This window comes from Rhodococcus sp. BP-332, assembly GCF_019836065.1.
Classification (GTDB): Bacteria; Actinomycetota; Actinomycetes; order Mycobacteriales; family Mycobacteriaceae; genus Rhodococcoides.
The window spans coordinates 652,181-674,575 of sequence record NZ_JABUEC010000001.1 but is presented as its reverse complement, the minus strand read 5'-3'; the positions used below and the strand labels follow the sequence as shown (position 1 = coordinate 674,575).

The following is a 22,395-nucleotide window of genomic DNA, read 5'->3' as shown; positions in this document are numbered from 1 at the left end:
CGTCGAGACGAGAAGAGTGGTGACATGAGAGTTCTGGCAGCGATGAGCGGCGGCGTCGATTCCGCCGTGGCGGCGGCGCGTGCCGTCGATGCCGGCCACGAGGTGGTCGGGGTGCACCTGGCGCTGTCCACCGCTCCCGGCGCTCTGCGCACCGGGTCGCGCGGGTGCTGCTCCAAGGAGGACGCCGGGGACGCGCGCCGCGCCGCGGACGTGCTCGGGATCCCGTTCTACGTCTGGGATTTCGCGGATCGGTTCAAGGAGGACGTGATCGACGACTTCGTCGCGTCCTACGCCGCAGGCGAGACCCCGAACCCGTGCCTGCGCTGCAACGAGAAGATCAAGTTCGCGGCGCTCGCCGATCGGGCCGAGGCGCTCGGTTTCGACGCGGTCGCCACCGGCCACTACGCCCGGCTCGAGGACGGCGTGCTGCGTCGTGCGGTCGATGCCGACAAGGACCAGTCCTACGTGCTGGGCGTCCTCACCGCGCGCCAGCTGTCCCGTGCCCTGTTCCCGATCGGGGACACCCCGAAGGCGGAGGTGCGTGACGAGGCCGCCCGCCGCGGTCTCGCCGTCGCGGACAAGCCCGACAGTCACGACATCTGCTTCATCCCGTCCGGCGACACCCGGGCGTTCCTCGGCGCCCGTATCGGCGTGCGCCCCGGATCGGTGGTCGACGCGGACTCCGGCGCGGTGCTCGCCGAGCACGACGGTGTGCACGGGTTCACCGTCGGCCAGCGCAAGGGCCTGGGCGTCGAGGGACCGGCCGCCGACGGCAAGCCGCGGTACGTCACCTCCATCGAGCCCGAGACCGGGACCGTTCGGGTCGGCTCGGCGAGCCGCCTCGACGTGTACGGCATCGATGCGAGCACACCCGTCTGGACGTCCGGCACGGCGCCCGAGGGCGACGTGGACTGCGTCGTCCAGGTCCGGGCACACGGCGGACTCGCGGACGCCGTCGCTCGCGTCGACGGCGACACCCTGCGCATCGGTCTGCGGTCCCCGCTCACCGGAGTCGCACGTGGTCAGGCAGCCGTGCTGTACCGCCCCGACCCGGCAGGCGACATCGTGGTCGGCAGCGGCACCATCGCGGGAACCTCCGCCGAGTCGCCACTCACCGCGTCCGCTCGCCCGTGACGGATCCTGCTGCCGCTCTGGCAGGCGTGGCGACGGGTATCGGCTCGTGGCCGGGAACGGACATCGCGAACGCCGTCACGACGGTGATCGGCGAGCTCCCCGACCTGCCGCACGTCGTGGAACTCCCGGCGCGAGGTCTCGGCGCCGACATGATCGGGCGCACCGGCGTGCTGCTGGTCGACATCGAGATCGATGCGGCCACCAGCGGATACCGCGTGAGCCGACGGCCGAGTACGACGAGCCGCCGGGCCCGCGACTTCCTGACGGAGGACCTCGACGTTCTCGAGGAGCAGTGGGAACTGGCCGGGCTGCGCGGATCCGGCCGCGCCGTCAAGGTGCAGGCCGCGGGCCCGCTGACGATGGCCGCGGACATCGAGCTGGCGTTCGGTCACCGCGCCTTGACCGACGGCGGTGCGGTGCGCGACATAGCCGGGTCGTTGGCCGAGGGAGTGGCCGCGCACGCCGACGAGGTCGCGAGGCGGCTCGGCGCCGAGGTGGTCGTCCAGTTCGACGAACCTCGCATCGCGGCCGTGCTGGCCGGTCGCCTGCAGGGCGTGACGAGCCTCGAGCAGATCGCCGCGGTGCCGGCGCCGGAGGTGGCCGACCTGCTGGGCTCGGTGGTGCAGCGGGTGAACCGACCCGTGATCGTGCACACGTGCTCCGCCGACGTCCCGTTCGAGGTCTTCGAACGCAGCGGGGTGCACGGCGTCTCGTTCGATCTGTCCCTGCTGCCCACGTCGCGGTACGACGCGGTCGGCGATTACCTGGAGAGCGGCGGTGTCGCCGTCCTGGGGGTGGTGCCGGGAACCGACCCGGATAAGTACCCGGCGTGGCGCGAGAGTGCGGCGCCCGCAGTGGAACTGATGGATCGGTTGGGCTTCCCGAGGCGGTACCTCGCCGAGCGCGTCGCCGTCTCACCCACGTGTGGGTTGTCCGGCGCGAGCCTGCCGTGGGCCCGGCACGCTCTGACGGTGCTGCGCGACGTCCGCGCTGCTTTCACCGAGGATCCCGACGCGCTGTGACACCGGCCTTCGTCACCGGGAACGGTGTCGGAGCGCTCCGATAGTCTGCGATCGTGGACGAGATCGAGACACCGCCGGACCTGGTCCCGGCCTCACCCGAGCAGAAGCAGGAGTGGGACGCGCTGGCCGAGGAGGTCCGCGGTCACCAGTTCCGGTACTACGTGCGGGACGCGCCGATCATCTCGGACGGGCAGTTCGACGAGTTGCTGAAGCGCCTGCAGGCGATGGAGGAGGAGCATCCGGATCTCCGGACGCCCGACTCGCCGACGCAGCTCGTCGGTGGCGGCTTCGAGACGGACTTCACGGCTGTCGACCACCTCGAGCGAATGTTGTCCCTGGACAACGTGTTCGACGCGGACGAGCTGCGTGCCTGGGCGCGCAGGGTCGAGGTGGAGGCGGGGGAGAACCTGCACTACCTCTGCGAGGTCAAGATCGACGGTGTCGCGCTCAATCTGGTGTACGAGAACGGCCGACTGGTGCGCGCCGCCACCCGCGGTGACGGCCGCACCGGGGAGGACGTGACGCTCAACGCGCGCACCATCGACGACATCCCCGAGGTGCTCACCCCGTCGGACGAGTTCCCGGTCCCGACGCTGCTCGAGGTGCGGGGCGAGGTGTTCTTCCGACTCGAGGACTTCCAGGCGCTCAACGCTTCTCTCGTCGAGCAGGGCAAGCCGCCGTTCGCCAACCCGCGCAACTCCGCCGCGGGGTCGCTGCGGCAGAAGAACCCCGCGGTCACCTCGCGGCGGCGGCTCGGCATGATCTGTCACGGGTTCGGCCGGATGGAGGGCTTCGCCCCCGCCGCCCAGTCCGTCGCGTACGACGCGCTCGCCGCCTGGGGTCTGCCGGTCTCGACTCACACCGCACTGGTGCAGGGCGTGGACGCGGTGGTCGAACGCATGGAGTACTGGGGAGAGAACCGGCACTCGGTCGAGCACGAGATCGACGGCCTCGTGGTGAAGGTCGACGAGATGGCGTTGCACCGCCGACTCGGATCCACGTCCCGCGCACCCCGCTGGGCCATCGCCTTCAAGTATCCGCCGGAGGAGGCGACCACGACGTTGCTCGACATCCGGGTCAATGTCGGTCGCACCGGGCGAGTGACGCCGTTCGCGTTCATGGAGCCGGTGCTCGTGGCGGGGTCGACGGTGTCCCTGGCGACGTTGCACAACGCGTCCGAGGTCGTGCGCAAGGGCGTGCTGATCGGTGACACCGTGGTCATCCGCAAGGCGGGCGAGGTGATCCCGGAGGTGCTCGGTCCTGTGGTCGACGCGCGCACCGGGGACGAGCGGGAGTTCGTCATGCCGACGCACTGCCCCGAGTGCGGAACCGAGCTCGCACCGGCCAAGGAGGGCGACGCCGACATCCGCTGCCCCAACTCGCGCTCGTGCCCGGCACAGTTGCGGGAGCGGGTCTTTCACGTCGCGGGCCGTGGTGCATTCGACATCGAGGTGTTGGGGTACGAGGCCGCGACGGCGCTGCTGTCCGCACAGGTGATCGAGGACGAGGGCGATCTGTTCGATCTCACCGAGGACCAGCTCACCCGGACGGATCTCTTCCGAACCAAGGCGGGAGCGCTGTCCGCGAACGGTCGGCGATTGCTGGACAACCTGGGGCGAGCCAAGGATCAGCCGCTGTGGCGGGTGCTCGTCGGATTGTCGATCCGCCATGTCGGGCCGACCGCCGCCCGCGCCCTCGCCGCCCGCTTCGGGTCGCTCGACGCCATCCGGGCGGCGACGGAGGAGGAACTGGCCGCCGCCGACGGGGTGGGCCCCACCATCGCCCGCGCAGTCGTCGAGTGGTTCGACGTCGACTGGCACCGCGCCATCGTGGAGAAGTGGTCGGCGGCGGGCGTGCGCATGGAGGACGAACGCGACGAGAGTATCGAGCGCACGCTCGACGGTCTGTCGATCGTCGTCACCGGATCGCTCGCCACGTTCACGCGTGACGACGCGAAGGAGGCGATCCTGGCCCGCGGCGGCAAGGCGGCCTCGTCGGTGTCGAAGAAGACGGCGTTCGTGGTCGTCGGCGACGCGCCCGGATCCAAGCACGACAAGGCGCTCGAACTGGGTGTTCCCGTGCTCGACGAGGACAGGTTCCGCACGCTGCTCGGCGAGGGGCCCGACGCGGCCCGCGCGCTGGTCGCCGGGGCGGACTCAGCCGAGGACGGTGGCGACGATGCCGGCCAGGTAGCCGAGCCGGGCGATCTCTGACGGTCGGAAGTCCGGTCCGCCGGGTCGTCCCAGCACCAGCACGGTGCCCGACGATCCGAGCGGCGCCGCGGCCAGTGTGGTGTCCATGTCCTTCCACGACTGCGGAACCCATGCTCCGGTCGGGTCGAGGACTGCCGGCTTCTCGAGGGGCATCCACGGCATGTCGTCGGCCCGCGACTCGGGCGCCCCGGAGCTGCCGACGATGACGGCCGGACCGTGATCCGACATGCCCACCACGGTGCTCCATCCGACGCGCAAGACCCGCGGCGCACCGTCCACGAGCACCTGCAGACGGTCGTCGTGCGCCGTGGCCACCTGATCGATGAGCTCGAGCTCGCGGTGTGTGTCCAGGATGCCGGCGTAGGGACGGATGGAGTCCACGCGGACGTCGGTGAGCTTCTCGGCCGCGGCGATGAGTGTGTCGGGGAGGGCGCCCGGCGCGACGTCCACCACCAGATCGTCCACCGCGAATCCGGCTCCGCGTTCGATGACGTCGAGCGACAGGATGTCGGCCCCCACCGAACCCAGGGCGACGGCGAGCGACCCGAGACTGCCCGGACGGTCGGGCAACTGGACCCGCAGGAGATACGACACGCCGACATCCTCGCACTCGACGCCGTCTCCATCGAGTCGCACGCGGCCCACGAGAAGGTGGAGGACGGCCGGGCTCGCCGTCCCTCGCCGCGACGCGAGGCCGTGACGGTGGGGTGGTCGCCACGAACTAGGCTGCTCGGCATGCGTTACGAATCGAAGGGGGCCTGACGGACGTGTCTGCCATATCCCGCGACGAGGTCGCCCACCTCGCACGACTGTCCCGGCTCGCGCTCGAGGAGCACGAACTCGATGCGTTCGCCGGTCAGCTCGACGCCATTCTGGGCCACGTGAAGGCGGTGTCGGAGGTCGACGTCTCGGACGTCGACGCCACAGCGAGTCCGCTCGCTGTGACCAACGTCACCCGGCCAGACGTCATCGTCCCGGGTCTCGGCCCGGACAGTGCCCTCGCCGAGGCGCCCGCGTCCGAACAGAGCCGCTTCGCGGTGCCGCGCATCCTGGGAGAAGAGTGATGACCGCCGCCGAGCAGACCGATCTGATCCGGTCCACCGCGTCCGACCTGGCCGCGAAGATCCGCACCCGCGAGGTCTCCGCCGTGGAGGTCACTCGCGCCCACCTCGATCGCATCGCCGAGGTCGACGGAACGCTGCACGCCTTCCTGCACGTCGCGGGGGACGAGGCGATCGCCGCCGCCCAGCGCGTCGACGACGCGTTGGACGCGGGTGAGACGCCCGCGTCGGAGTTGGCCGGCGTCCCGTTGGCGCTGAAGGACGTGTTCACCACCACGGACATGCCCACCACCGCCGGCTCGAAGATCCTCGAGGGATGGGTCTCGCCGTACGACGCCACGGTCACCGCGAGGCTGCGTGCCGCGGGAATCCCGTTGCTGGGCAAGACCAACATGGACGAGTTCGCGATGGGGTCGTCCACCGAGAACAGCGCGTACGGACCCACCCTGAACCCGTGGGACACCACTCGGGTGCCGGGTGGATCGGGCGGCGGTTCGGCCGCGGCGCTCGCGTCGTTCCAGGCACCGTTGGCCATCGGTACCGACACCGGTGGCTCGATCCGGCAACCGGCCGCCGTCACCGGAACCGTCGGGTGCAAGCCGACGTACGGCGGCGTCTCCCGGTACGGGCTCATCGCCTGCGCCTCCTCCCTGGATCAGGGCGGTCCCTGCGGGCGGACGGTGCTCGACACCGCGTTGCTGCACCAGGTCATCGCCGGACACGACCCCCGCGACTCGACGTCGGTCGACGCGGCGGTGCCGGACGTCGTCGCGGCCGCGCGCCGCGGCGCGGGTGGAGATCTGACGGGCGTGCGCGTCGGCGTCGTCAAGGAACTGCACTCGGACGCCTATCAGCCGGGGGTCATCTCCTCCTTCGACGCCGCCGTCGAGGTGCTCACCTCGCTGGGCGCCGAGGTGGTGGAGGTGTCGTGCCCCAACTTCGATCACGCCCTCGCCGCGTACTACCTCATCCTCCCGTCGGAGGTGTCGTCAAACCTCGCCCGCTTCGACGCGATGCGCTACGGACTGCGGGTCGGTGACGACGGAACGCACAGTGCCGATCAGGTCATGGCGATGTCGCGTGCCGCCGGGTTCGGCCCGGAGGTCAAGCGCCGCATCATGATCGGGACGTACGCGCTGTCCGCAGGCTACTACGACGCGTACTACGGCCAGGCTCTGAAGATCCGGACGCTCATCGCCCGGGACTTCGATCGTGCCTACGAGAAGGTGGACGTCCTGGTGTCGCCCACCACCCCGTCGACGGCGTTCGCGCTGGGCGAGAAAGTCGACGACCCCATCGCCATGTACCTGTACGACCTCTGCACCCTGCCGACCAACCTGGCCGGTCACCCGGCCATGTCGGTGCCGTCCGGTCTCGCGGACGGTCTCCCGGTCGGGCTGCAGATCATGGCTCCGGCGATGGCGGACGATCGCCTCTACCGGGTCGGTGCGGCGTACGAAGCCGCACGGGGAGAGTTTCCCCAGCCGTCCGCGATCTGATCCGACCGTGCCTCCGCGCGCCGGAGGTAGCAAGATGGTGACGAGCATCGTGCGCGGCGACCCCGCGTCGACACCCGCGAACGAGAGGCACCGACCCATGCGTATCGGAGTACTGACCGGCGGCGGCGACTGCCCGGGACTCAACGCGGTCATCAGGGCCGTCGTACGCACGGCCGACGCTCGCTACGGGTCGTCGGTGGTCGGATTCCTCGACGGCTGGCGCGGCCTGCTCGAGGACCGTCGTATCCAACTGCGCAACGACGATCGCAACGATCGACTGCTCACCAAGGGCGGCACCATCCTGGGGACCGCACGCGTCAATCCCGAGAAGCTGCGGGCGGGGCTCGACCAGATCAAGCAGACGATGGACGACAACGGCATCGACGTGCTCATCCCCATCGGCGGCGAGGGCACGTTGACCGCCGGACACTGGCTGTCGCAGGAGGGCGTGCCCGTCATCGGGGTTCCCAAGACCATCGACAACGACATCGACTGCACCGACGTCACGTTCGGTTTCGACACGGCACTCACCATCGCCACCGACGCGATCGATCGGCTGCACAGCACCGCCGAGTCCCACCAGCGCGTCATGCTCGTCGAGGTGATGGGGCGGCACGCCGGCTGGATCGCGCTGCACTCCGGCCTCGCGTCCGGCGCGCACATGACACTGATCCCCGAGCAGCCCTTCGACGTCCAGGAGGTGTGCGATCTGGTGAAGAAGCGGTTCCAGCGCGGGGACTCCCACTTCATCTGCGTCGTCGCCGAGGGAGCGACGCCCAAGGAGGGGTCGATGGAGATCCGCGACGGAGGAATCGACGAGTTCGGCCACGTCCGGTTCACCGGTGTCGCACAGCAATTGGGCGTCGAGATCGAACGCCGCATCAACAAGGAGGTCCGCACCACGGTGCTGGGCCACGTGCAGCGCGGCGGCAAGCCCACTCCGTACGACCGCGTCCTCGCCACCCGTTTCGGCGTCAACGCCGTCGACGCCGTGCACGCGGGGGAGAAGGGCAAGATGGTCTCGCTCCAGGGCGCCGAGATCGGCCTGGTGGACCTCGAGGAGGCCGTCCGCCAGCTCAAGCGGGTTCCCGAGAGTCGCTACCTGGACGCGGCCGCCTTCTTCGGCTGACACCGAGGGGGTTCGGCCCACCGGTCCGCAGTAAACTCGGCACCATGACTGCTGCCACCTCATCGCACTCGACGAGCCTGATGGACTACGACGAGGTGATCTCCCGGTACGACCCCGTGCTGGGCATGGAGGTGCACGTCGAGCTCGGTACCGCCACCAAGATGTTCTGTGGATGCCCCACCGAGTTCGGTGCCGAGCCCAACACCCAGGTGTGCCCTGTGTGCCTCGGCCTGCCGGGTGCGCTCCCGGTGGTCAACGCGGCTGCCGTCGAGTCCGCCATCCGGATCGGCCTCGCGCTGAACTGCTCGATCACGCCGTGGGGTCGGTTCGCGCGGAAGAACTACTTCTACCCGGACCAGCCGAAGAACTACCAGATCTCGCAGTACGACGAGCCGATCGCCACCGAGGGCTATCTCGACGTGGTGCTCGACGACGGGTCCACGTGGCGGGTCGACATCGAGCGCGCCCACATGGAGGAGGACACCGGCAAGTCGTTGCACGTCGGCGGCGCCACCGGTCGCATCGACGGAGCGAGTCACTCACTGCTGGACTACAACCGGGCCGGTGTGCCTCTCGTCGAGATCGTCACCAAGACCATCGAGGGCGCCGGCGACCGCGCGCCCGAGGTGGCCCGCGCCTACGTCACCGCGCTGCGGGAACTGATCCGCGAGCTCGGCGTGTCCGACGTGCGGATGGACCAGGGCTCGCTCCGGTGCGATGCCAACGTCTCGCTGATGGAGAAGGGCGCCACCGAGTTCGGCACCCGGACCGAGACCAAGAACGTCAACTCCCTCAAGAGCGTCGAGGTCGCCGTCCGCTACGAGATGCGCCGTCAGGCAGCAGTTCTCGCGGAGGGCGGCGAGATCGTGCAGGAGACGCGGCACTTCCAGGAGGCCGACGGCAGCACGGCGCCCGGTCGCAAGAAAGAGACCGCGGAGGACTACCGCTACTTCCCGGAGCCCGATCTCGAGCCGGTCGCCCCGGACGCCGCCTGGGTCGAGGAACTGCGCGCCACCATTCCCGAGGCGCCGTGGATCACCCGCGCGCGCATCCAGAAGGAGTGGGGCTGGTCCGATCTCGTCATGCGCGACGTCGTCAACGCCGATGCGCTCGGCCTCATCACCGCGACCGTCGACGCCGGTGCGACACCCGACGCCGCCCGCAGCTGGTGGGTGGCGTACCTGTCGCAGCAGGCCAACACCCGCGGCGTCGACCTCGCGGACCTGGCGATCACCCCGGTCCAGGTGGCCCGCGTCGCCGCGCTGGTCGCCGACCGCACACTCACCAACGCCAACGCCCGCAAGGTGGTCGACGGTGTCCTCGATGGTGAGGGTGACCCCGACGCCGTCGTCGAGGCACGCGGACTCGCTGTCGTGCAAGACGATTCGGCGCTCGAGACGGCCGTGTCCGAGGCGCTCGCGGCCAACCCCTCCGTCGCGGAGAAGATCCGCGGCGGCAAGGTGCAGGCCGCCGGGGCCATCGTCGGTGCCGTCATGAAGGCGACCAAGGGCCAGGCCGACCCCGCGCGAGTCAAGGAACTCGTCATCGCCGCCTGCAGCTAGAACGACCGGCCTCCGGCCTTCCCGCTAGTCGCTCCCGCCGCCGCCGGCCGGCACCGGCACGATGACCACTCGGTCGTCCGTCGGCACCGGCTGGCCGCCGTCCTTGTTCACGGTGGTCACCCACACCTGGCCCTGAGCGCCGAGCGACGCACCACGCAGGCGGCCGTACCGGTCCTGTGCGGTGAGGGCCGGCGGCGTCGTCACCGCGTTGGTGTCCGGGTCCACGGGAACCAGTGCCAGCGCACGGGCCCCGGACATCGACACGGCCACCGAGCCGGGTGCGGCCGCGCATCCGCCGACGCCCGGCTTGTCCGGCCACGTCCACATGGGACTGACGACGGCACCCTCGGGCGTGATGCGGGAGAGCCGGTCCTCGGTGGCCGTCGCATCGGTCACCCAGGTGCTGCCCGCGGCGTCGATGCAGACGTCGCCGGCGCGGCCGATGCCGCTCATGACGACGCGGGGAGCCGAGGTGGAGTCGACACGCGGGTCGGTGACGGCCAGAACCTTGCCTGCGAGCGACGCCGGGTTCGCCGCAGCGGCGGGATCGCCCCCGTCGCCGGTGATCACCCGGAGTTCGTCGGGTGACGAGAAATCGAGGGCACCCGAGCTGGTGGTCCCGCGGGGGATGCCGGCGAGCACGGTCTTCGGGACGTCTCCCGCCGCGATGCGCACCACGCGGTTGTCGGTCGCCGTCGTGATGTACGCGTAGAGGAGGCGGTCCTCGTCGTAGGTGGGGGACAGCGTGATGTCGAGCAGTCCGCCGTCGCCGTCGCCGTCGACCGGGACGGTCACGACGGGTCGGGGCGCCTGGCCCGGAGCCACCTGGAAGATGGTGCCGGTGCGACGCTCGCCGACCAGGGCCGATGCCCCGCCGGGGAGGACGACGAGGCCGGACAGGGTGTCGAGACAGGTCGCGACCACGTTGGGATCCGGATCCACGCAGGGGCCGGTGGCCGGCGACGGCGCGGGCGGCGTGCTGGAACCCGGCGCTCCCGGCTCCACCGGTTCGATGTCGGCAGCGCCGAACGTGGGTTCGGGGGAGAACTCCGTCGAGGCGGAGTCGTCGAAGCGTGCGCATCCCGCGGAGGCCGTGACGATCGCCATCACCGCCGCGCCGAGCACGAACGATCGCCGGGCCGCGCGCCGAGTCCCACCCACTGTCATGAGATCCCACGGTACGGGTCGCGCCTGCGCCGGGAACGGGCCCGCCGCATCTACGCTGATGCACGTGAGTGAGAAGTCCGATGACACAGGCCGTTCCCCGTCCGGTTACGAGCCGGCGGCGAGTCCCTACGACCAGCCGACCGAGCGGATAGGCGGGGGCAGCGGAGCACAGCTCCCGCGCACCGACGACGAACTCGACGCCGACCGGTCGCGTACCGCGCATCCCACCGAGAAGCTCACCGGCTACCCCGGTGACACGACGACGGCGAGTCGCACCGAACCGGCCTACGACGACAGCGCGACGCGCGCGATCCCGGTGGCAGGAACCGACCGCACGGCGACCCCGGCCGAGGTGCGGCCCGAGGTGGTCCCGGAGCGTCGCGGCACGCTCGATCTCGGACTGCTGATCCTGCGCGTGAGCGTCGGCGCGATCGTGCTTGTGCACGGTCTGCAGAAGCTCACGGGATGGTTCGACGGTCCCGGGCTCTCGGGCTTCCAGGAGATCGTCGCCGGGTCCGGCTACGACCAGGCACGTCTGCTGTCCATTCTCGGTGCGGTCGGCGAGGTCGCCGGCGGTGCGCTGCTGATCCTCGGCCTGGCCACGCCTCTCGCGGGTGCCGCAGTCCTCGCCGTCATGATCAACGCCTGGCTCGTGCGTCAGGTCGGCGAGCCGGGGTTGCAGTTCTTCGCCCCTGCAGGTGTCGAGTACGAGACGCTGCTGGTGCTGGCGTCGGCGTCCATCATCCTCACGGGCCCCGGACGGATCGCCGTGGACGGCGGACGTGGATGGGCGCGCCGCCCCTTCATCGGGTCGTTCCTCGCGTTGGCCATCGGCATCGGCGGTGCTGCAGCGCTGTGGATCTTCCTGAACGGCGCCGACCCCTTCGCCTGATCCGTGCGTCACCGTCCACAACTCGGCCGGATCGACGGGATTCCGTCGATCCGGCCGAGTTGTGGTCGTTCAGGCCCGCGGTTCGGCCTCGTCCTGCTCGACGGCGGACTCGGCCTCGACCGGCTCGTCCTGAGCGGGCTCCTCGACCGGCGACGGATCCGGCACCGCGCCGCCGCTCGCCGCGGACAGAAGCGGGAGCTTGTCGACGGTCACGCCCGGCATCCGGACGGTCGAGCCGTCCTCGAGGGTCGCCTTGCCCCACCCGAGCTTCGGGAACAGCAGTCCCGTCACGGACGACCACGGCACCGTGGTGGAACGGAACGCCCGGCGCGAGACGAACCGCTCCGGAGTGACGGTGGTCCGGACGCGGATGATCCAGTACCCCAGCAGGACCGGGAGCGCGAGCATCCACCCGAAGAGCTCCGGCGCCCCGACCACGGGGAACGTGACCCCGAACAGGAACAGCGCCACGCCGGACAGCGCCAGGGCCGGGATGCGGAACACCGTGGGGGCCGCGGGGGAGGCGTCGGAAGTGGGGCTCTCGGTATGGGAGACTGTCACCGGTGGTTCGGACTGCTGCGAAGACGACACCCCTCCATCTTCGCACTGCATAACGCCATCCCACATAATGGGACAACGAGTTCGGTAAGTTTGACTGGCACCGCATCACGCGCCTAACGTCACACGCGTGAAGCGTGAAGAGTTCCTCGTAATCGGCAGGCGCGTCGTCGCCTGAGCCGAAACGTCTTCACGCTCAGCCACGACGCGCCACCCTCGTACAGCATCTGCTGGCGAGGGTTTTTTCTTGCCCGGATGAAGTTCTAAGGAAGCACCAGTGAGCGCACCCACCGCCCGGCCCGGCCCGGCACCACGCAAGGCTCCGCCCGCCGCCGATCGTCCCACTCCGTCCGCGACGCCGCAGCGTCGTCCCCTCGCGCCCGAGCGCGTGACCGGAGCGAAGTCCGTCGTCCGCGCACTCGAGGAGCTCGAGGTCGACGTCGTCTTCGGCATTCCCGGTGGTGCCGTACTTCCCGTCTACGATCCGCTGCTCGACTCGGCGAAGGTCCGGCACGTGCTGGTGCGACACGAGCAGGGTGCCGGCCACGCCGCCACCGGCTACGCGCAGGCCACCGGCCGCGTCGGCGTGTGCATCGCGACGTCCGGTCCCGGCGCCACCAACCTGGTGACGCCGCTGGCCGATGCGCAGATGGACTCCGTCCCGGTCGTCGCCATCACCGGACAGGTCGGCCGCGCGCTGATCGGTACCGACGCCTTCCAGGAAGCCGACATCTCGGGCATCACGATGCCCGTCACCAAGCACAACTTCCTCATCACCGACCCGCTCGACATCCCGCGCATGATCGCCGAGGCCTTCTACCTGGCGTCCTCCGGACGACCGGGCGCGGTGCTCGTCGACATCCCGAAGGACGTCCTGCAGGCGCAGACCACCTTCTCGTGGCCGCCGGAGATGAAGCTGCCGGGCTACCGCCCGGTGACGAAGCCGCACGGCAAGCAGGTGCGTGAGGCCGCGCGGCTCATCGCGGCAGCGAAGAAGCCGGTGCTGTACTGCGGCGGCGGCATCATCAAGTCGAACTCGTCGCCCGAGCTCCTCGAGCTGGCGGAGCTCACCGGCATCCCCGTCGTGACGACGCTGATGGCGCGGGGCGTCTTCCCGGACAGCCACGACCTGAACCTCGGCATGCCCGGCATGCACGGAACGGTCGCCGCGGTCGCCGCACTGCAGAAGAGCGATCTGCTCATCACGCTCGGCGCTCGTTTCGACGACCGCGTGACCGGGCAGCTCGACTCGTTCGCCCCCGAGGCGAAGGTGGTCCACGCCGACATCGATCCCGCCGAGATCGGCAAGAACCGGTTCGCCGACGTGCCGATCGTGGGTGACTGCCGCGAGGTCATCGTCGAGCTGATCGAGGCGATCCGCGCGGACCAGGCCACCGGCACCGCGCTGGATCTCGCCGACTGGTGGACCTACCTCGACAACGTGCGGCGCACCTACCCGCTGAGCTACGACCGTCCGTCGGACGGTGCGATGTCGCCCGAGTTCGTGATCCAGTCGATCGGCAAGTTCGCCGGACCCGACGCGATCTACTGCGCCGGGGTCGGACAGCACCAGATGTGGGCCGCTCAGTTCATCAGTTACGAGAAGCCGCGGACGTGGCTCAACTCGGGTGGACTCGGCACGATGGGCTACGCGGTCCCGGCTGCGATGGGCGCCAAGATGGGTCTGCCCGACACCGAGGTCTGGGCCATCGACGGTGACGGCTGCTTCCAGATGACCAACCAGGAGCTCGCGACCTGTGCGGTCGAGGGCATCCCGATCAAGGTCGCCGTCATCAACAACGGCAACCTCGGCATGGTGCGGCAGTGGCAGACGCTCTTCTACGAGGAGCGCTACTCCAACACCGAGCTCGGCACGCACGGCGCCGTCCGCATCCCCGACTTCCTCAAGCTCGCCGAGGCGCTGGGATGCGTCGGACTGCGGTGCGAGCGTGAGGAGGACGTCGACGCGGTGATCGCGCAGGCGCGTGCGATCAACGATCGCCCGGTCGTCATCGACTTCATCGTCGGCAAGGACGCCCAGGTGTGGCCGATGGTCGCTGCGGGCACCGGCAACTCCGAGATCATGGCCGCCCGCGGCATCCGTCCTCTGTTCGACAACGACGAGGAAGCGGCGCAGGAGCCCGGCTCGGTCGGCGACGTCACCGAGGCGGCCCAGGGCGCGAATTCGAAAGGCATCGACCTGTGAGCACCAGTCACACCCTGAGCGTGCTCGTCGAGGACAAGCCGGGCGTGCTCGCACGCGTGGCGTCGCTGTTCTCGCGCCGCGGATTCAACATCGCCTCCCTCGCGGTGGGCGGCACCGAGGTTCCCGAGATCTCGCGCATGACCATCGTCGTCACGGTCGACGAGTTCCCGCTCGAGCAGGTGACGAAGCAGCTGAACAAGCTCGTCAACGTCATCAAGATCGTCGAGCAGGAAGCCGATTCGTCGGTCGCCCGTGAGCTCGTGCTCATCAAGGTCCGCGCCGACGCGAGCGTGCGGAGCGAGGTCATCGAGACGGTGAACCTGTTCCGCGCCAAGGTCATCGACGTCTCGCCGGAGGCAGTCACCGTCGAGGCGACCGGTACCCGCTCGAAGCTCGAGGCGTTGCTCCGGATGCTCGACCCGTACGGTGTTCGCGAGATCGTCCAGTCCGGCGTCGTCGCGGTGGGTCGTGGACCGAAGTCCATCACCGCGTCCCGCTAGTCACCCAACCCAGTAGTTTCGATTACCCGGTCACATGCGACCGGGACAGATGCAGGAGGAAACCACAGTGGCAGTCGAGATGTTCTACGACGACGATGCCGATCTCTCGATCATCCAGGGCCGCAAGGTCGCTGTGATCGGATACGGAAGCCAGGGCCATGCGCACTCGCTCAGCCTGCGCGACTCGGGCGTCGACGTCCGTATCGGTCTGAAGGAAGGCTCCAAGTCGCGTGACAAGGCTGCCGAGCAGGGCCTCGGCGTGGGCACGCCGGCGGAGGTCTCCGAGTGGGCCGACGTCATCATGCTGCTCGCTCCGGACACCGCCCAGGCGCAGATCTTCAAGGACGACATCGAGCCCAACCTCAAGGACGGCGACGCGCTGTTCTTCGGCCACGGCCTGAACATCCACTTCAAGCTCATCGAGGCCCCGGCCAACATCACCGTCGGCATGGTCGCCCCCAAGGGACCCGGCCACCTCGTGCGCCGTCAGTTCGTCGACGGCAAGGGTGTTCCCGCCCTCATCGCCGTCGACCAGGATCCGAAGGGTGAGGGCCAGGCTCTCGCGCTGTCCTACGCCCGCGGCATCGGCGGCACGCGTGCCGGAGTCATCAAGACCACGTTCAAGGAAGAGACCGAGACCGACCTCTTCGGTGAGCAGGCCGTGCTGTGCGGCGGTACCGAGGAGCTGGTGAAGACCGGCTTCGAGGTCATGGTCGAGGCCGGCTACGCGCCCGAGATGGCGTACTTCGAGGTGCTGCACGAGCTCAAGCTCATCGTCGACCTCATGTACGAGGGCGGCATCGCGCGCATGAACTACTCGGTGTCCGACACCGCGGAGTTCGGCGGCTACCTCTCCGGGCCGCGCGTCATCGACGCCGGCACCAAGGAGCGCATGAAGGCGATCCTGGCCGACATCCAGTCGGGCGAGTTCACCAAGCGCCTCGTGGCCAACGTCGAGAACGGCAACACCGAGCTCGAGGGCCTGCGCAAGCAGAACGCCGAGCACCCCATCGAGGTCACCGGCAAGAAGCTGCGCGACCTCATGAGCTGGGTCGACCGTCCCATCACCGAGACGGCCTGACTCTCGCATTCCTGACACGGGGCACCCGCGGTCGAGTTCCTCGACCTCGGGTGCCCTGCGTCGGGTCGCGGCTCGGCCACTAGGCTGACGCCCGCACGAATCCGGAACCACACCTCTTCTCCGTCACCTGATCAGGGAGTTCTCCACGTGAGCCAGCCAGGCCGCCCCGTCGTCCTCATCGCCGACAAACTTGCGCAGTCCACCGTCGAGGCTCTCGGCGACGGAGTCGAGGTCCGGTGGGTGGACGGTCCGGATCGTCCGGCCCTCCTCGCCGCGGTCCCCGATGCCGACGCCATCCTGGTCCGCTCCGCGACCACGGTCGATGCCGAGGTGCTCGCTGCCGGTACCAAGCTCAAGATCGTCGCCCGCGCCGGCGTCGGCCTGGACAACGTCGACGTCCCCGCAGCCACCGAGCGCGGCGTGCTCGTCGTCAACGCCCCCACGTCCAACATCCACACCGCTGCCGAACACGCGGTGACGCTCCTGCTCTCGGCTGCTCGCCAGATCCCCGCCGCCGACGCCACACTGCGTCAGCACGAGTGGAAGCGCAGCAAGTTCAACGGCGTCGAGATCTTCGGCAAGACCGTCGGCGTGGTCGGGCTCGGCCGTATCGGTCAGCTCTTCGCGCAGCGTCTCGCCGCGTTCGAGACGCACATCATCGCGTACGACCCCTACGTCTCGCCGGCTCGTGCCGCGCAGCTCGGTATCGAGCTGGTCAGCCTCGACGAGCTTCTCGAGCGCGCCGACATGTTCTCCGTGCACCTGCCGAAGACCCCCGAGACGAAGGGTCTGATCGGCAAGGAGGCGCTCGCCCGGACCAAGAAGGGCGTCATCGTCGTCAACGCTGCCCGCGGTGGACTGGTCGACGAGCAGGCTCTCGCCGACGCGATCACCAGCGGCCACGTCTTCGCCGCGGGTATCGACGTCTACGCGAGCGAGCCCTGCACCGACAGCCCGCTGTTCGAGCTCCCGCAGGTCGTCGTCACCCCGCACCTCGGTGCCTCGACCACCGAGGCCCAGGACCGCGCCGGCACCGACGTCGCCAAGTCCGTCCTGCTCGCCCTCGCCGGCGAGTTCGTGCCCGACGCGGTGAACGTCTCCGGCGGTGCCGTCGGCGAGGAGGTCGCGCCGTGGCTCGACATCGTGCGCAAGCAGGGCGTCCTGCTGGGTGCCCTGTCGGACGAGCTCCCGACGTCGCTGTCCGTCGACGTGCGCGGTGAGCTGGCGTCCGAGGACGTCGACATCCTCAAGCTGTCGGCGCTGCGGGGACTGTTCTCCGCCGTCATCGAGGACGCGGTCACCTTCGTCAACGCACCGTCGCTCGCCGAGGAGCGTGGTGTCACGGCCGACGTGACCAAGGCCAGCGAGAGCCCCAACCACCGGAGCGTCGTCGACGTCCGTGCGGTCTACGGCGACGGGACCGTCGTCAACGTCGCGGGCACCCTCACCGGTCCCCAGCACGTGGAGAAGATCGTCAACATCAACGGCCGCAACTTCGATCTGCGCGCCGAGGGCAAGAACCTCATCGTGACGTACGACGACCGTCCCGGCTCGCTCGGACGCATCGGCACCGCCCTGGGCGACGCCGGTGTCGACATCGCCGCCGCGGCACTCAGCCAGGACGCGGAGGGCGGTGGCGCCACCATCCTGCTGCGCGTCGATCGTGATGTGGCGCAGGACGTTCGGGACGCCATCGCCGCCTCCGTGGGCGCGACGACCATCGAGCTGGTCGACCTGTCCTGATGTCGACGCCGAACGAGGGGACTTCGATGAAGCTGGGTGTCGTGGCCGGAGACGGCATCGGACCGGAGGTGGTGGCCGAGGCACTCAAGGTGCTCGAGGTGGTCGCGCCCGGTGCGGAGACCACGGAGTACGACCTGGGTGCACGGCGCTATCACGCGACGGGGGAGATCCTGCCGCCGTCGGTGCTCGAGGAGCTCCGCGGCCACGACGCCATCCTGCTCGGCGCCATCGGTGATCCGTCGGTGCCCAGCGGTGTGCTCGAGCGCGGATTGTTGCTGACCGCACGATTCGCGCTGGATCACCACATCAACCTGCGCCCGTCCAAGCTGTACCCGGGTGTCGTCGGTCCGTTGGCGGGCAACAAGCCGGTCGACATCGTCGTCGTGCGGGAGGGCACCGAGGGCCCGTACACGGGCAACGGCGGCGCCATCCGCGTCGGCACTCCGCACGAGGTCGCCACCGAGGTCAGCCTCAACACGCGGTTCGGTGTGGAGCGCGTGGTCCGTGACGGCTTCGCGCGAGCGATGGGTCGTCGCAGGCACCTGACCCTGCTGCACAAGACGAACGTGCTGGGGTTCGCGGGATCGCTGTGGAAGCGGACGGTCGACGAGGTCGCCGCAGAGTTCCCCGACGTCGAGGTGGCGTACCAGCACATCGACGCGGCGACGATCCACCTGGTGACCGACCCGGGCCGCTTCGACGTGATCGTCACCGACAATCTCTTCGGCGACATCATCACCGATCTCGCGGCCGCGGTCGCCGGTGGTATCGGTCTGGCCGCGAGCGCGAACATCGATGCGACGCGGACGAATCCGAGCATGTTCGAGCCCGTGCACGGCAGTGCGCCGGACATCGCCGGCAAGGGAATCGCCGATCCGACGGCCGCCATCCTGTCGGTGTCGCTCCTCCTCGCACATCTCGGCGAGACCGAGGCGGCGGCGCGCGTCGAGTCCGCCGTCGCGCAGGACCTGGCGACGCGCACCGCCGGGGACCCGGGCACGACCGCGACGATCGGCGATCGGATCGCCTCACTGGTGTAGTCGGTCTCGCGCTTCTCGCGGAATGGTCGGTACCGCGAGAAGCGCGATCGCCGCGGACACCCCGAACGCCACCGCGTACGACGTGTGCGTGATCAGGGCGCCGAACACCGGGGGAACCGCCGACGCGGCGATGAACTGACTGGTGTTCTGCGCGCCGAGTGCTCGCCCGCTCCAGAACGGACCCGCCCGCTCGGCCACGGCGGTGAATGCGAGCCCGTTGGGTGACACCGTCGCCACCGACGCGACCACGAGTATCACCACCGATACCGCGAGGCCGGCGGCGTCCGCGATCGCCAGCGCGGCCATCACTGCCACGACGCCGACGGCGACCCACCGCATCGGTCCGAGTCTGCTGCCCACCCGGTCCGACACTGCGCCGGCGGCGATGCGTCCTCCCGCTCCGAGAATCTGCGAGACGGTGATCAGGACACCGGCGGCCTCCGGGGACCAGGCCCGTTGGTCCACGAGCCAGACGAGGGCGAACGTCCACACCACGTACTGCGGCACCACCAGCGCGACCGACGCACCGTGTATGCGCCAGAGATCGCGACGCCCGCGGTAGGGGTTGGCGAGGAGATCGGCACTCGAGGCGGCCGATCGGGAGGGCCGCGGCGGATCGAACACACCGACGAGGCAGGCGAGAGCGGAGAGGGCGGACGCGACCGCGGGAAGGAGCATCGCGGTTCCCACTCCGTGATCGCGGGCGATACCGGGAATCAGCAACGCGGACAGCGCGACTCCGAGAGGGAGTGACATCTGCCGGATTCCCATCGCCAGGCCGCGGCGGTGGGGAGGGAACCACCCCACCACCACGCGTCCGGTGGCGGAGTTCACGCTGGCGGCGGCCATGCCGCCGAGCAGCAGGAAGACGGCCAGCGCCACCGTGGACTCCGTCGCGGCGGCGCAGAAGGCGGCCATCGACGTCAGCACGGAACCAGCGATCAGGGATCGCCGTTCGCCCACGCGGTCGACGACGGCGCCCCACGCGAACAGAGTCAGGACGATGCCGGCCGTCGGCATCGCCACGACCAGACCCGCCGACGCGAGCGAGAGTCCGCGCTGATCCCGAAGTGCGGGGATGAGGAAGGCGGCGCCGTTGAGAAGCAGTGCCGTGGAGGCCGTCGCGAGCATGCCGATCACGAGCATCGCCCACCGACCCGCCGTGGACGTGGTGTAGCGCTGGACGCGACTCATACCGGCTCCGTTCTCACTATATGGGATAACATTCTCGCCTGTTGAACTCCCGGTCGCCGATGCTACCCCGTACGTGATCGTCGTTCGTCGCCCGCCGGTGTCCGCTCGACGCCGCTCGATAGACTTCCGCCATGCGTCTTGGTCGAGTAGCGAGTCCCGACGGTGTTGCATTCGTCGCCATCGAAGGCGACGGAGACGAGAGGACGGCGCGAGAGATCGCGGAACATCCCTTCGGCACACCCACCTTCACCGGCCGGAGCTGGTCCCTGGCCGATGTCCGCCTGCTGGCGCCCATTCTGGCCAGCAAGGTGATCTGCATCGGCAAGAACTACGCGGCGCACGCCGCGGAGATGGGCTCTGACGCACCCGAGGACCCGGTCATCTTCATCAAGCCCAACACGTCCATCGTCGGACCCGGTGCGAACATCGTGCGTCCACCGACGTCGTCCGAGGTCCACTTCGAAGGTGAGCTCGCGGTGGTCATCGGCCGTCCGTGCAAGGACGTTCCGGCAGCACGCGCTCTCGACGTGGTGCTCGGCTACACCGTTGCGAACGACGTCACGGCCCGCGACAACCAGCGCCACGACGGTCAGTGGACCCGCGCCAAGGGTTACGACACCTTCTGCCCACTCGGCCCGTGGATCGAGACCTCGCTCGACGCCTCGGATCTCGCTCTGACCACCACGGTGGACGGCGCGGTGAAGCAGAACAGCCGTACGTCGCTCCTGCTGCACGACGTGCCGAAGATCATCGAGTGGATCTCGTCGGTGATGACGCTGCTTCCCGGCGACGTCATCCTGACCGGCACCCCGGAAGGCGTGGGGCCGATCGTGGCGGGCGAGAGCGTGTCCGTCGAGATCGAGGGCATCGGCACGCTGACCAATCCGGTGGTGGACAAGTGACCGCCGCGAGCGTTCCCGCATCCGACGTCCGCGTCCGGTTCTGCCCGTCGCCCACCGGAACCCCGCACGTCGGGCTGGTGCGCACGGCGCTGTTCAACTGGGCGTTCGCCCGCCATCACGGCGGCGCATTCGTGTTCCGCATCGAGGACACCGACGCCGCACGTGATTCCGAGGAGTCGTACCAGGCGCTGCTCGACGCGCTGCGGTGGCTCGGACTCGACTGGGACGAGGGTCCCGAGGTCGGTGGGCCGTACGAGCCGTACCGGCAGTCGTTGCGCCGCGATCAGCACCTCGCCGTGGTGCAGCAGCTCGTCGACGCGGGGGAGGCGTACGAGAGCTTCTCCACACCGGAGGAGGTGGAGGCGCGGCATCTCGCGGCCGGCCGGGATCCGAAGTTGGGCTTCGACAATCACGACCGCACGCTGACCGACGAGCAGCGGGAGGCCTTCCGCGCCGAGGGACGTAAGCCCGTCGTCCGGTTGCGTATGCCCGATCACGATCTGTCGTGGAACGACCTCGTGCGCGGCGAGACGACGTTCCGCGCCGGCACGGTCCCCGACTTCGCGCTCACCCGCGGCAACGGTGTCCCGCTGTACACGTTGGTGAACCCCGTGGACGACGCGCTGATGAAGATCACGCACGTCCTGCGCGGTGAGGACCTGCTGTCCTCGACCCCGCGTCAGATCGCGCTGTACGAAGCCCTCGTGCGCATCGGTGTGGCAGAACGCATTCCGCAGTTCGGGCACCTCCCGTTCGTGATGGGGCAGGGCAACAAGAAGTTGTCGAAGCGCGACCCCGAGGCCGATCTCTTCCTGCACCGGGAGCGCGGGTTCGTCCCCGAAGGTCTGCTGAACTACCTGGCTCTCCTCGGGTGGGGATTCTCCGAGGACCGGGACGTGTTCTCGCTCGACGAGATGGTGGGTGCCTTCGACATCTCGACGGTCAACTCGAATCCGGCCCGCTTCGATCAGAAGAAGGCCGACGCCATCAACGCCGAACACATCCGGTTGCTCGAGCCGGCCGACTTCGCCGCGCGCCTGCGGGCGTATCTCGAGACGCACGGCCATCCGATCGGGGTGTCGGACGCAGCGTTCGCCGAGGCCGCGGAACTGGTGCAGACGCGCATCGTCGTGCTGTCCGACGCCTGGGGACTGCTGAAGTTCCTGCTTGCCCCCGCCGACGAGTTCACGGTCGATCCGGCATCGGCAGCCAAGAATCTGGGCGCCGACGCGGCACCCGTTCTGGACGCGACGGTGAGCGCCGTCGAGGGCGCACCGGAGTGGACTGCGGAGGCCTTGGAGTCGGCTCTCAAGGTCGCGCTGATCGACGAGATGGAGCTGAAGCCGCGTAAGGCGTTCGCGCCGGTGCGCGTGGCGGTGACCGGTTCCCACATCAGCCCACCGCTGTACGAGTCGATGGTGCTGCTGGGCCGGGAGCTGACGCTGGCCCGCTTGCGGTCGGCCCGTGCGTCGATCGTCTGAGGTGACTCGGG

19 protein-coding genes are annotated in these 22,395 nt (G+C 69.4%); 15 read left to right on the top strand and 4 right to left on the bottom strand.

Annotation, left to right across the window (positions count from 1 at the left end; genetic code table 11):
- The first annotated feature begins 24 nt into the window (after positions 1–24).
- The 3 genes from mnmA (at position 25) to ligA (ending at position 4,369) form a co-directional block, all read left to right on the top strand.
- Positions 25–1,134: a tRNA 2-thiouridine(34) synthase MnmA gene (gene mnmA, locus HQ314_RS03125; RefSeq protein ID WP_222631828.1), complete on the top strand. Its 1,110-nt coding sequence runs from the start codon at positions 25–27 to the stop codon at positions 1,132–1,134.
- Positions 1,131–2,156, top strand: a complete 1,026-nt coding sequence (locus HQ314_RS03120) for a methionine synthase (RefSeq protein ID WP_222649243.1) — start codon at positions 1,131–1,133, stop codon at positions 2,154–2,156. The genes mnmA and HQ314_RS03120 overlap by 4 nt, the downstream gene beginning before the upstream one ends.
- 62 nt (positions 2,157–2,218) lie before the next feature.
- On the top strand, positions 2,219–4,369 hold the full coding sequence (ligA, locus tag HQ314_RS03115; RefSeq protein WP_222649514.1) for an NAD-dependent DNA ligase LigA: 2,151 nt from the start codon (positions 2,219–2,221) through the stop codon (positions 4,367–4,369).
- On the opposite strand, the gene HQ314_RS03110 is transcribed toward ligA, so the two are convergent.
- Positions 4,313–4,963 (bottom strand): amino acid-binding protein, encoded by a 651-nt coding sequence (locus HQ314_RS03110; protein ID WP_222649515.1) that lies wholly within the window; start codon positions 4,961–4,963, stop codon positions 4,313–4,315. The genes ligA and HQ314_RS03110 overlap by 57 nt on opposite strands.
- Before the next feature lie 173 nt (positions 4,964–5,136).
- Here HQ314_RS03110 and gatC point away from each other — a divergent pair, with 173 nt between their 5' ends.
- The 4 genes from gatC to gatB all read left to right on the top strand — a co-directional run bounded on the left by gatC (position 5,137) and on the right by gatB (position 9,620).
- Positions 5,137–5,433, top strand: coding sequence for an Asp-tRNA(Asn)/Glu-tRNA(Gln) amidotransferase subunit GatC (gene gatC, locus HQ314_RS03105; RefSeq protein WP_027507021.1), 297 nt, complete (start codon positions 5,137–5,139; stop codon positions 5,431–5,433).
- Positions 5,433–6,929: an Asp-tRNA(Asn)/Glu-tRNA(Gln) amidotransferase subunit GatA gene (gene gatA, locus HQ314_RS03100; protein ID WP_037187049.1), complete on the top strand. Its 1,497-nt coding sequence runs from the start codon at positions 5,433–5,435 to the stop codon at positions 6,927–6,929. Before gatC ends, gatA begins: the two co-directional genes overlap by 1 nt.
- Before the next feature lie 97 nt (positions 6,930–7,026).
- Entirely contained in the window at positions 7,027–8,058 is a 1,032-nt protein-coding gene (locus tag HQ314_RS03095; RefSeq protein WP_027507019.1) for an ATP-dependent 6-phosphofructokinase, read from the top strand.
- A gap of 44 nt (positions 8,059–8,102) precedes the next feature.
- A complete protein-coding gene (gatB, locus tag HQ314_RS03090; protein WP_222649242.1) occupies positions 8,103–9,620 on the top strand; it encodes an Asp-tRNA(Asn)/Glu-tRNA(Gln) amidotransferase subunit GatB in 1,518 nt (505 codons plus the stop codon).
- Between the two features lie 24 nt (positions 9,621–9,644).
- Here gatB and HQ314_RS03085 read toward each other — a convergent pair whose 3' ends face one another.
- The gene (locus HQ314_RS03085) at positions 9,645–10,787 is read right to left on the bottom strand and encodes a PQQ-dependent sugar dehydrogenase (protein ID WP_222649241.1); all 1,143 of its coding nucleotides are present in this window, start codon (positions 10,785–10,787) and stop codon (positions 9,645–9,647) included.
- 58 nt (positions 10,788–10,845) lie between these two features.
- On the opposite strand from HQ314_RS03085, the gene HQ314_RS03080 reads away from it, so the two are divergent.
- Positions 10,846–11,679 carry a DoxX family protein gene (locus tag HQ314_RS03080; RefSeq protein ID WP_197027855.1) on the top strand — a complete coding sequence of 278 codons (834 nt, stop codon included), beginning with the start codon at positions 10,846–10,848 and terminating at the stop codon, positions 11,677–11,679.
- A gap of 69 nt (positions 11,680–11,748) precedes the next feature.
- On the opposite strand, the gene HQ314_RS03075 is transcribed toward HQ314_RS03080, so the two are convergent.
- The gene (locus HQ314_RS03075; RefSeq protein WP_162246770.1) at positions 11,749–12,240 is read right to left on the bottom strand and encodes a PH domain-containing protein; all 492 of its coding nucleotides are present in this window, start codon (positions 12,238–12,240) and stop codon (positions 11,749–11,751) included.
- A gap of 274 nt (positions 12,241–12,514) precedes the next feature.
- Here HQ314_RS03075 and HQ314_RS03070 point away from each other — a divergent pair, with 274 nt between their 5' ends.
- From HQ314_RS03070 to HQ314_RS03050, 5 genes are all read left to right on the top strand, one after another.
- Positions 12,515–14,443 carry an acetolactate synthase large subunit gene (locus tag HQ314_RS03070; protein WP_051613648.1) on the top strand — a complete coding sequence of 643 codons (1,929 nt, stop codon included), beginning with the start codon at positions 12,515–12,517 and terminating at the stop codon, positions 14,441–14,443.
- On the top strand, positions 14,440–14,943 hold the full coding sequence (gene ilvN, locus HQ314_RS03065; protein WP_027507015.1) for an acetolactate synthase small subunit: 504 nt from the start codon (positions 14,440–14,442) through the stop codon (positions 14,941–14,943). The genes HQ314_RS03070 and ilvN overlap by 4 nt, the downstream gene beginning before the upstream one ends.
- Positions 14,944–15,022: 79 nt before the next feature.
- Positions 15,023–16,024, top strand: a complete 1,002-nt coding sequence (gene ilvC, locus HQ314_RS03060; protein ID WP_027507014.1) for a ketol-acid reductoisomerase — start codon at positions 15,023–15,025, stop codon at positions 16,022–16,024.
- A gap of 147 nt (positions 16,025–16,171) precedes the next feature.
- Positions 16,172–17,767 (top strand): phosphoglycerate dehydrogenase, encoded by a 1,596-nt coding sequence (serA, locus tag HQ314_RS03055; RefSeq protein ID WP_056445463.1) that lies wholly within the window; start codon positions 16,172–16,174, stop codon positions 17,765–17,767.
- Positions 17,768–17,793: 26 nt separating this feature from the next.
- Positions 17,794–18,807 carry a 3-isopropylmalate dehydrogenase gene (locus tag HQ314_RS03050; protein WP_222637759.1) on the top strand — a complete coding sequence of 338 codons (1,014 nt, stop codon included), beginning with the start codon at positions 17,794–17,796 and terminating at the stop codon, positions 18,805–18,807.
- On the opposite strand, the gene HQ314_RS03045 is transcribed toward HQ314_RS03050, so the two are convergent.
- Positions 18,796–20,001, bottom strand: a complete 1,206-nt coding sequence (locus HQ314_RS03045; RefSeq protein ID WP_222637758.1) for an MFS transporter — start codon at positions 19,999–20,001, stop codon at positions 18,796–18,798. The genes HQ314_RS03050 and HQ314_RS03045 overlap by 12 nt on opposite strands.
- 131 nt (positions 20,002–20,132) lie before the next feature.
- Here HQ314_RS03045 and HQ314_RS03040 point away from each other — a divergent pair, with 131 nt between their 5' ends.
- Complete coding sequence (locus tag HQ314_RS03040) at positions 20,133–20,903, top strand: fumarylacetoacetate hydrolase family protein (RefSeq protein WP_027507010.1); 771 nt, start codon at positions 20,133–20,135, stop codon at positions 20,901–20,903.
- On the top strand, positions 20,900–22,384 hold the full coding sequence (gene gltX / locus HQ314_RS03035; protein ID WP_027507009.1) for a glutamate--tRNA ligase: 1,485 nt from the start codon (positions 20,900–20,902) through the stop codon (positions 22,382–22,384). Before HQ314_RS03040 ends, gltX begins: the two co-directional genes overlap by 4 nt.
- Positions 22,385–22,395: the final 11 nt, after the last annotated feature.

Bases quoted from the DNA above. Each gene is read 5' to 3' on its own strand.
- HQ314_RS03045 (WP_222637758.1), bottom strand. From the start codon at position 20,001: ATGAGTCGCGTCCAGCGCTACACCACGTCCACGGCGGGTCGGTGGGCG.
- ilvC (WP_027507014.1), top strand. From the start codon at position 15,023: ATGTTCTACGACGACGATGCCGATCTCTCGATCATCCAGGGCCGCAAG.
- HQ314_RS03050 (WP_222637759.1), top strand. From the start codon at position 17,794: ATGAAGCTGGGTGTCGTGGCCGGAGACGGCATCGGACCGGAGGTGGTG.
- HQ314_RS03080 (WP_197027855.1), top strand. From the start codon at position 10,846: ATGCACGTGAGTGAGAAGTCCGATGACACAGGCCGTTCCCCGTCCGGT.
- gatB (WP_222649242.1), top strand. From the start codon at position 8,103: ATGACTGCTGCCACCTCATCGCACTCGACGAGCCTGATGGACTACGAC.
- mnmA (WP_222631828.1), top strand. From the start codon at position 25: ATGAGAGTTCTGGCAGCGATGAGCGGCGGCGTCGATTCCGCCGTGGCG.
- HQ314_RS03040 (WP_027507010.1), top strand. From the start codon at position 20,133: ATGCGTCTTGGTCGAGTAGCGAGTCCCGACGGTGTTGCATTCGTCGCC.
- HQ314_RS03095 (WP_027507019.1), top strand. From the start codon at position 7,027: ATGCGTATCGGAGTACTGACCGGCGGCGGCGACTGCCCGGGACTCAAC.
- HQ314_RS03085 (WP_222649241.1), bottom strand. From the start codon at position 10,787: ATGACAGTGGGTGGGACTCGGCGCGCGGCCCGGCGATCGTTCGTGCTC.
- gatA (WP_037187049.1), top strand. From the start codon at position 5,433: ATGACCGCCGCCGAGCAGACCGATCTGATCCGGTCCACCGCGTCCGAC.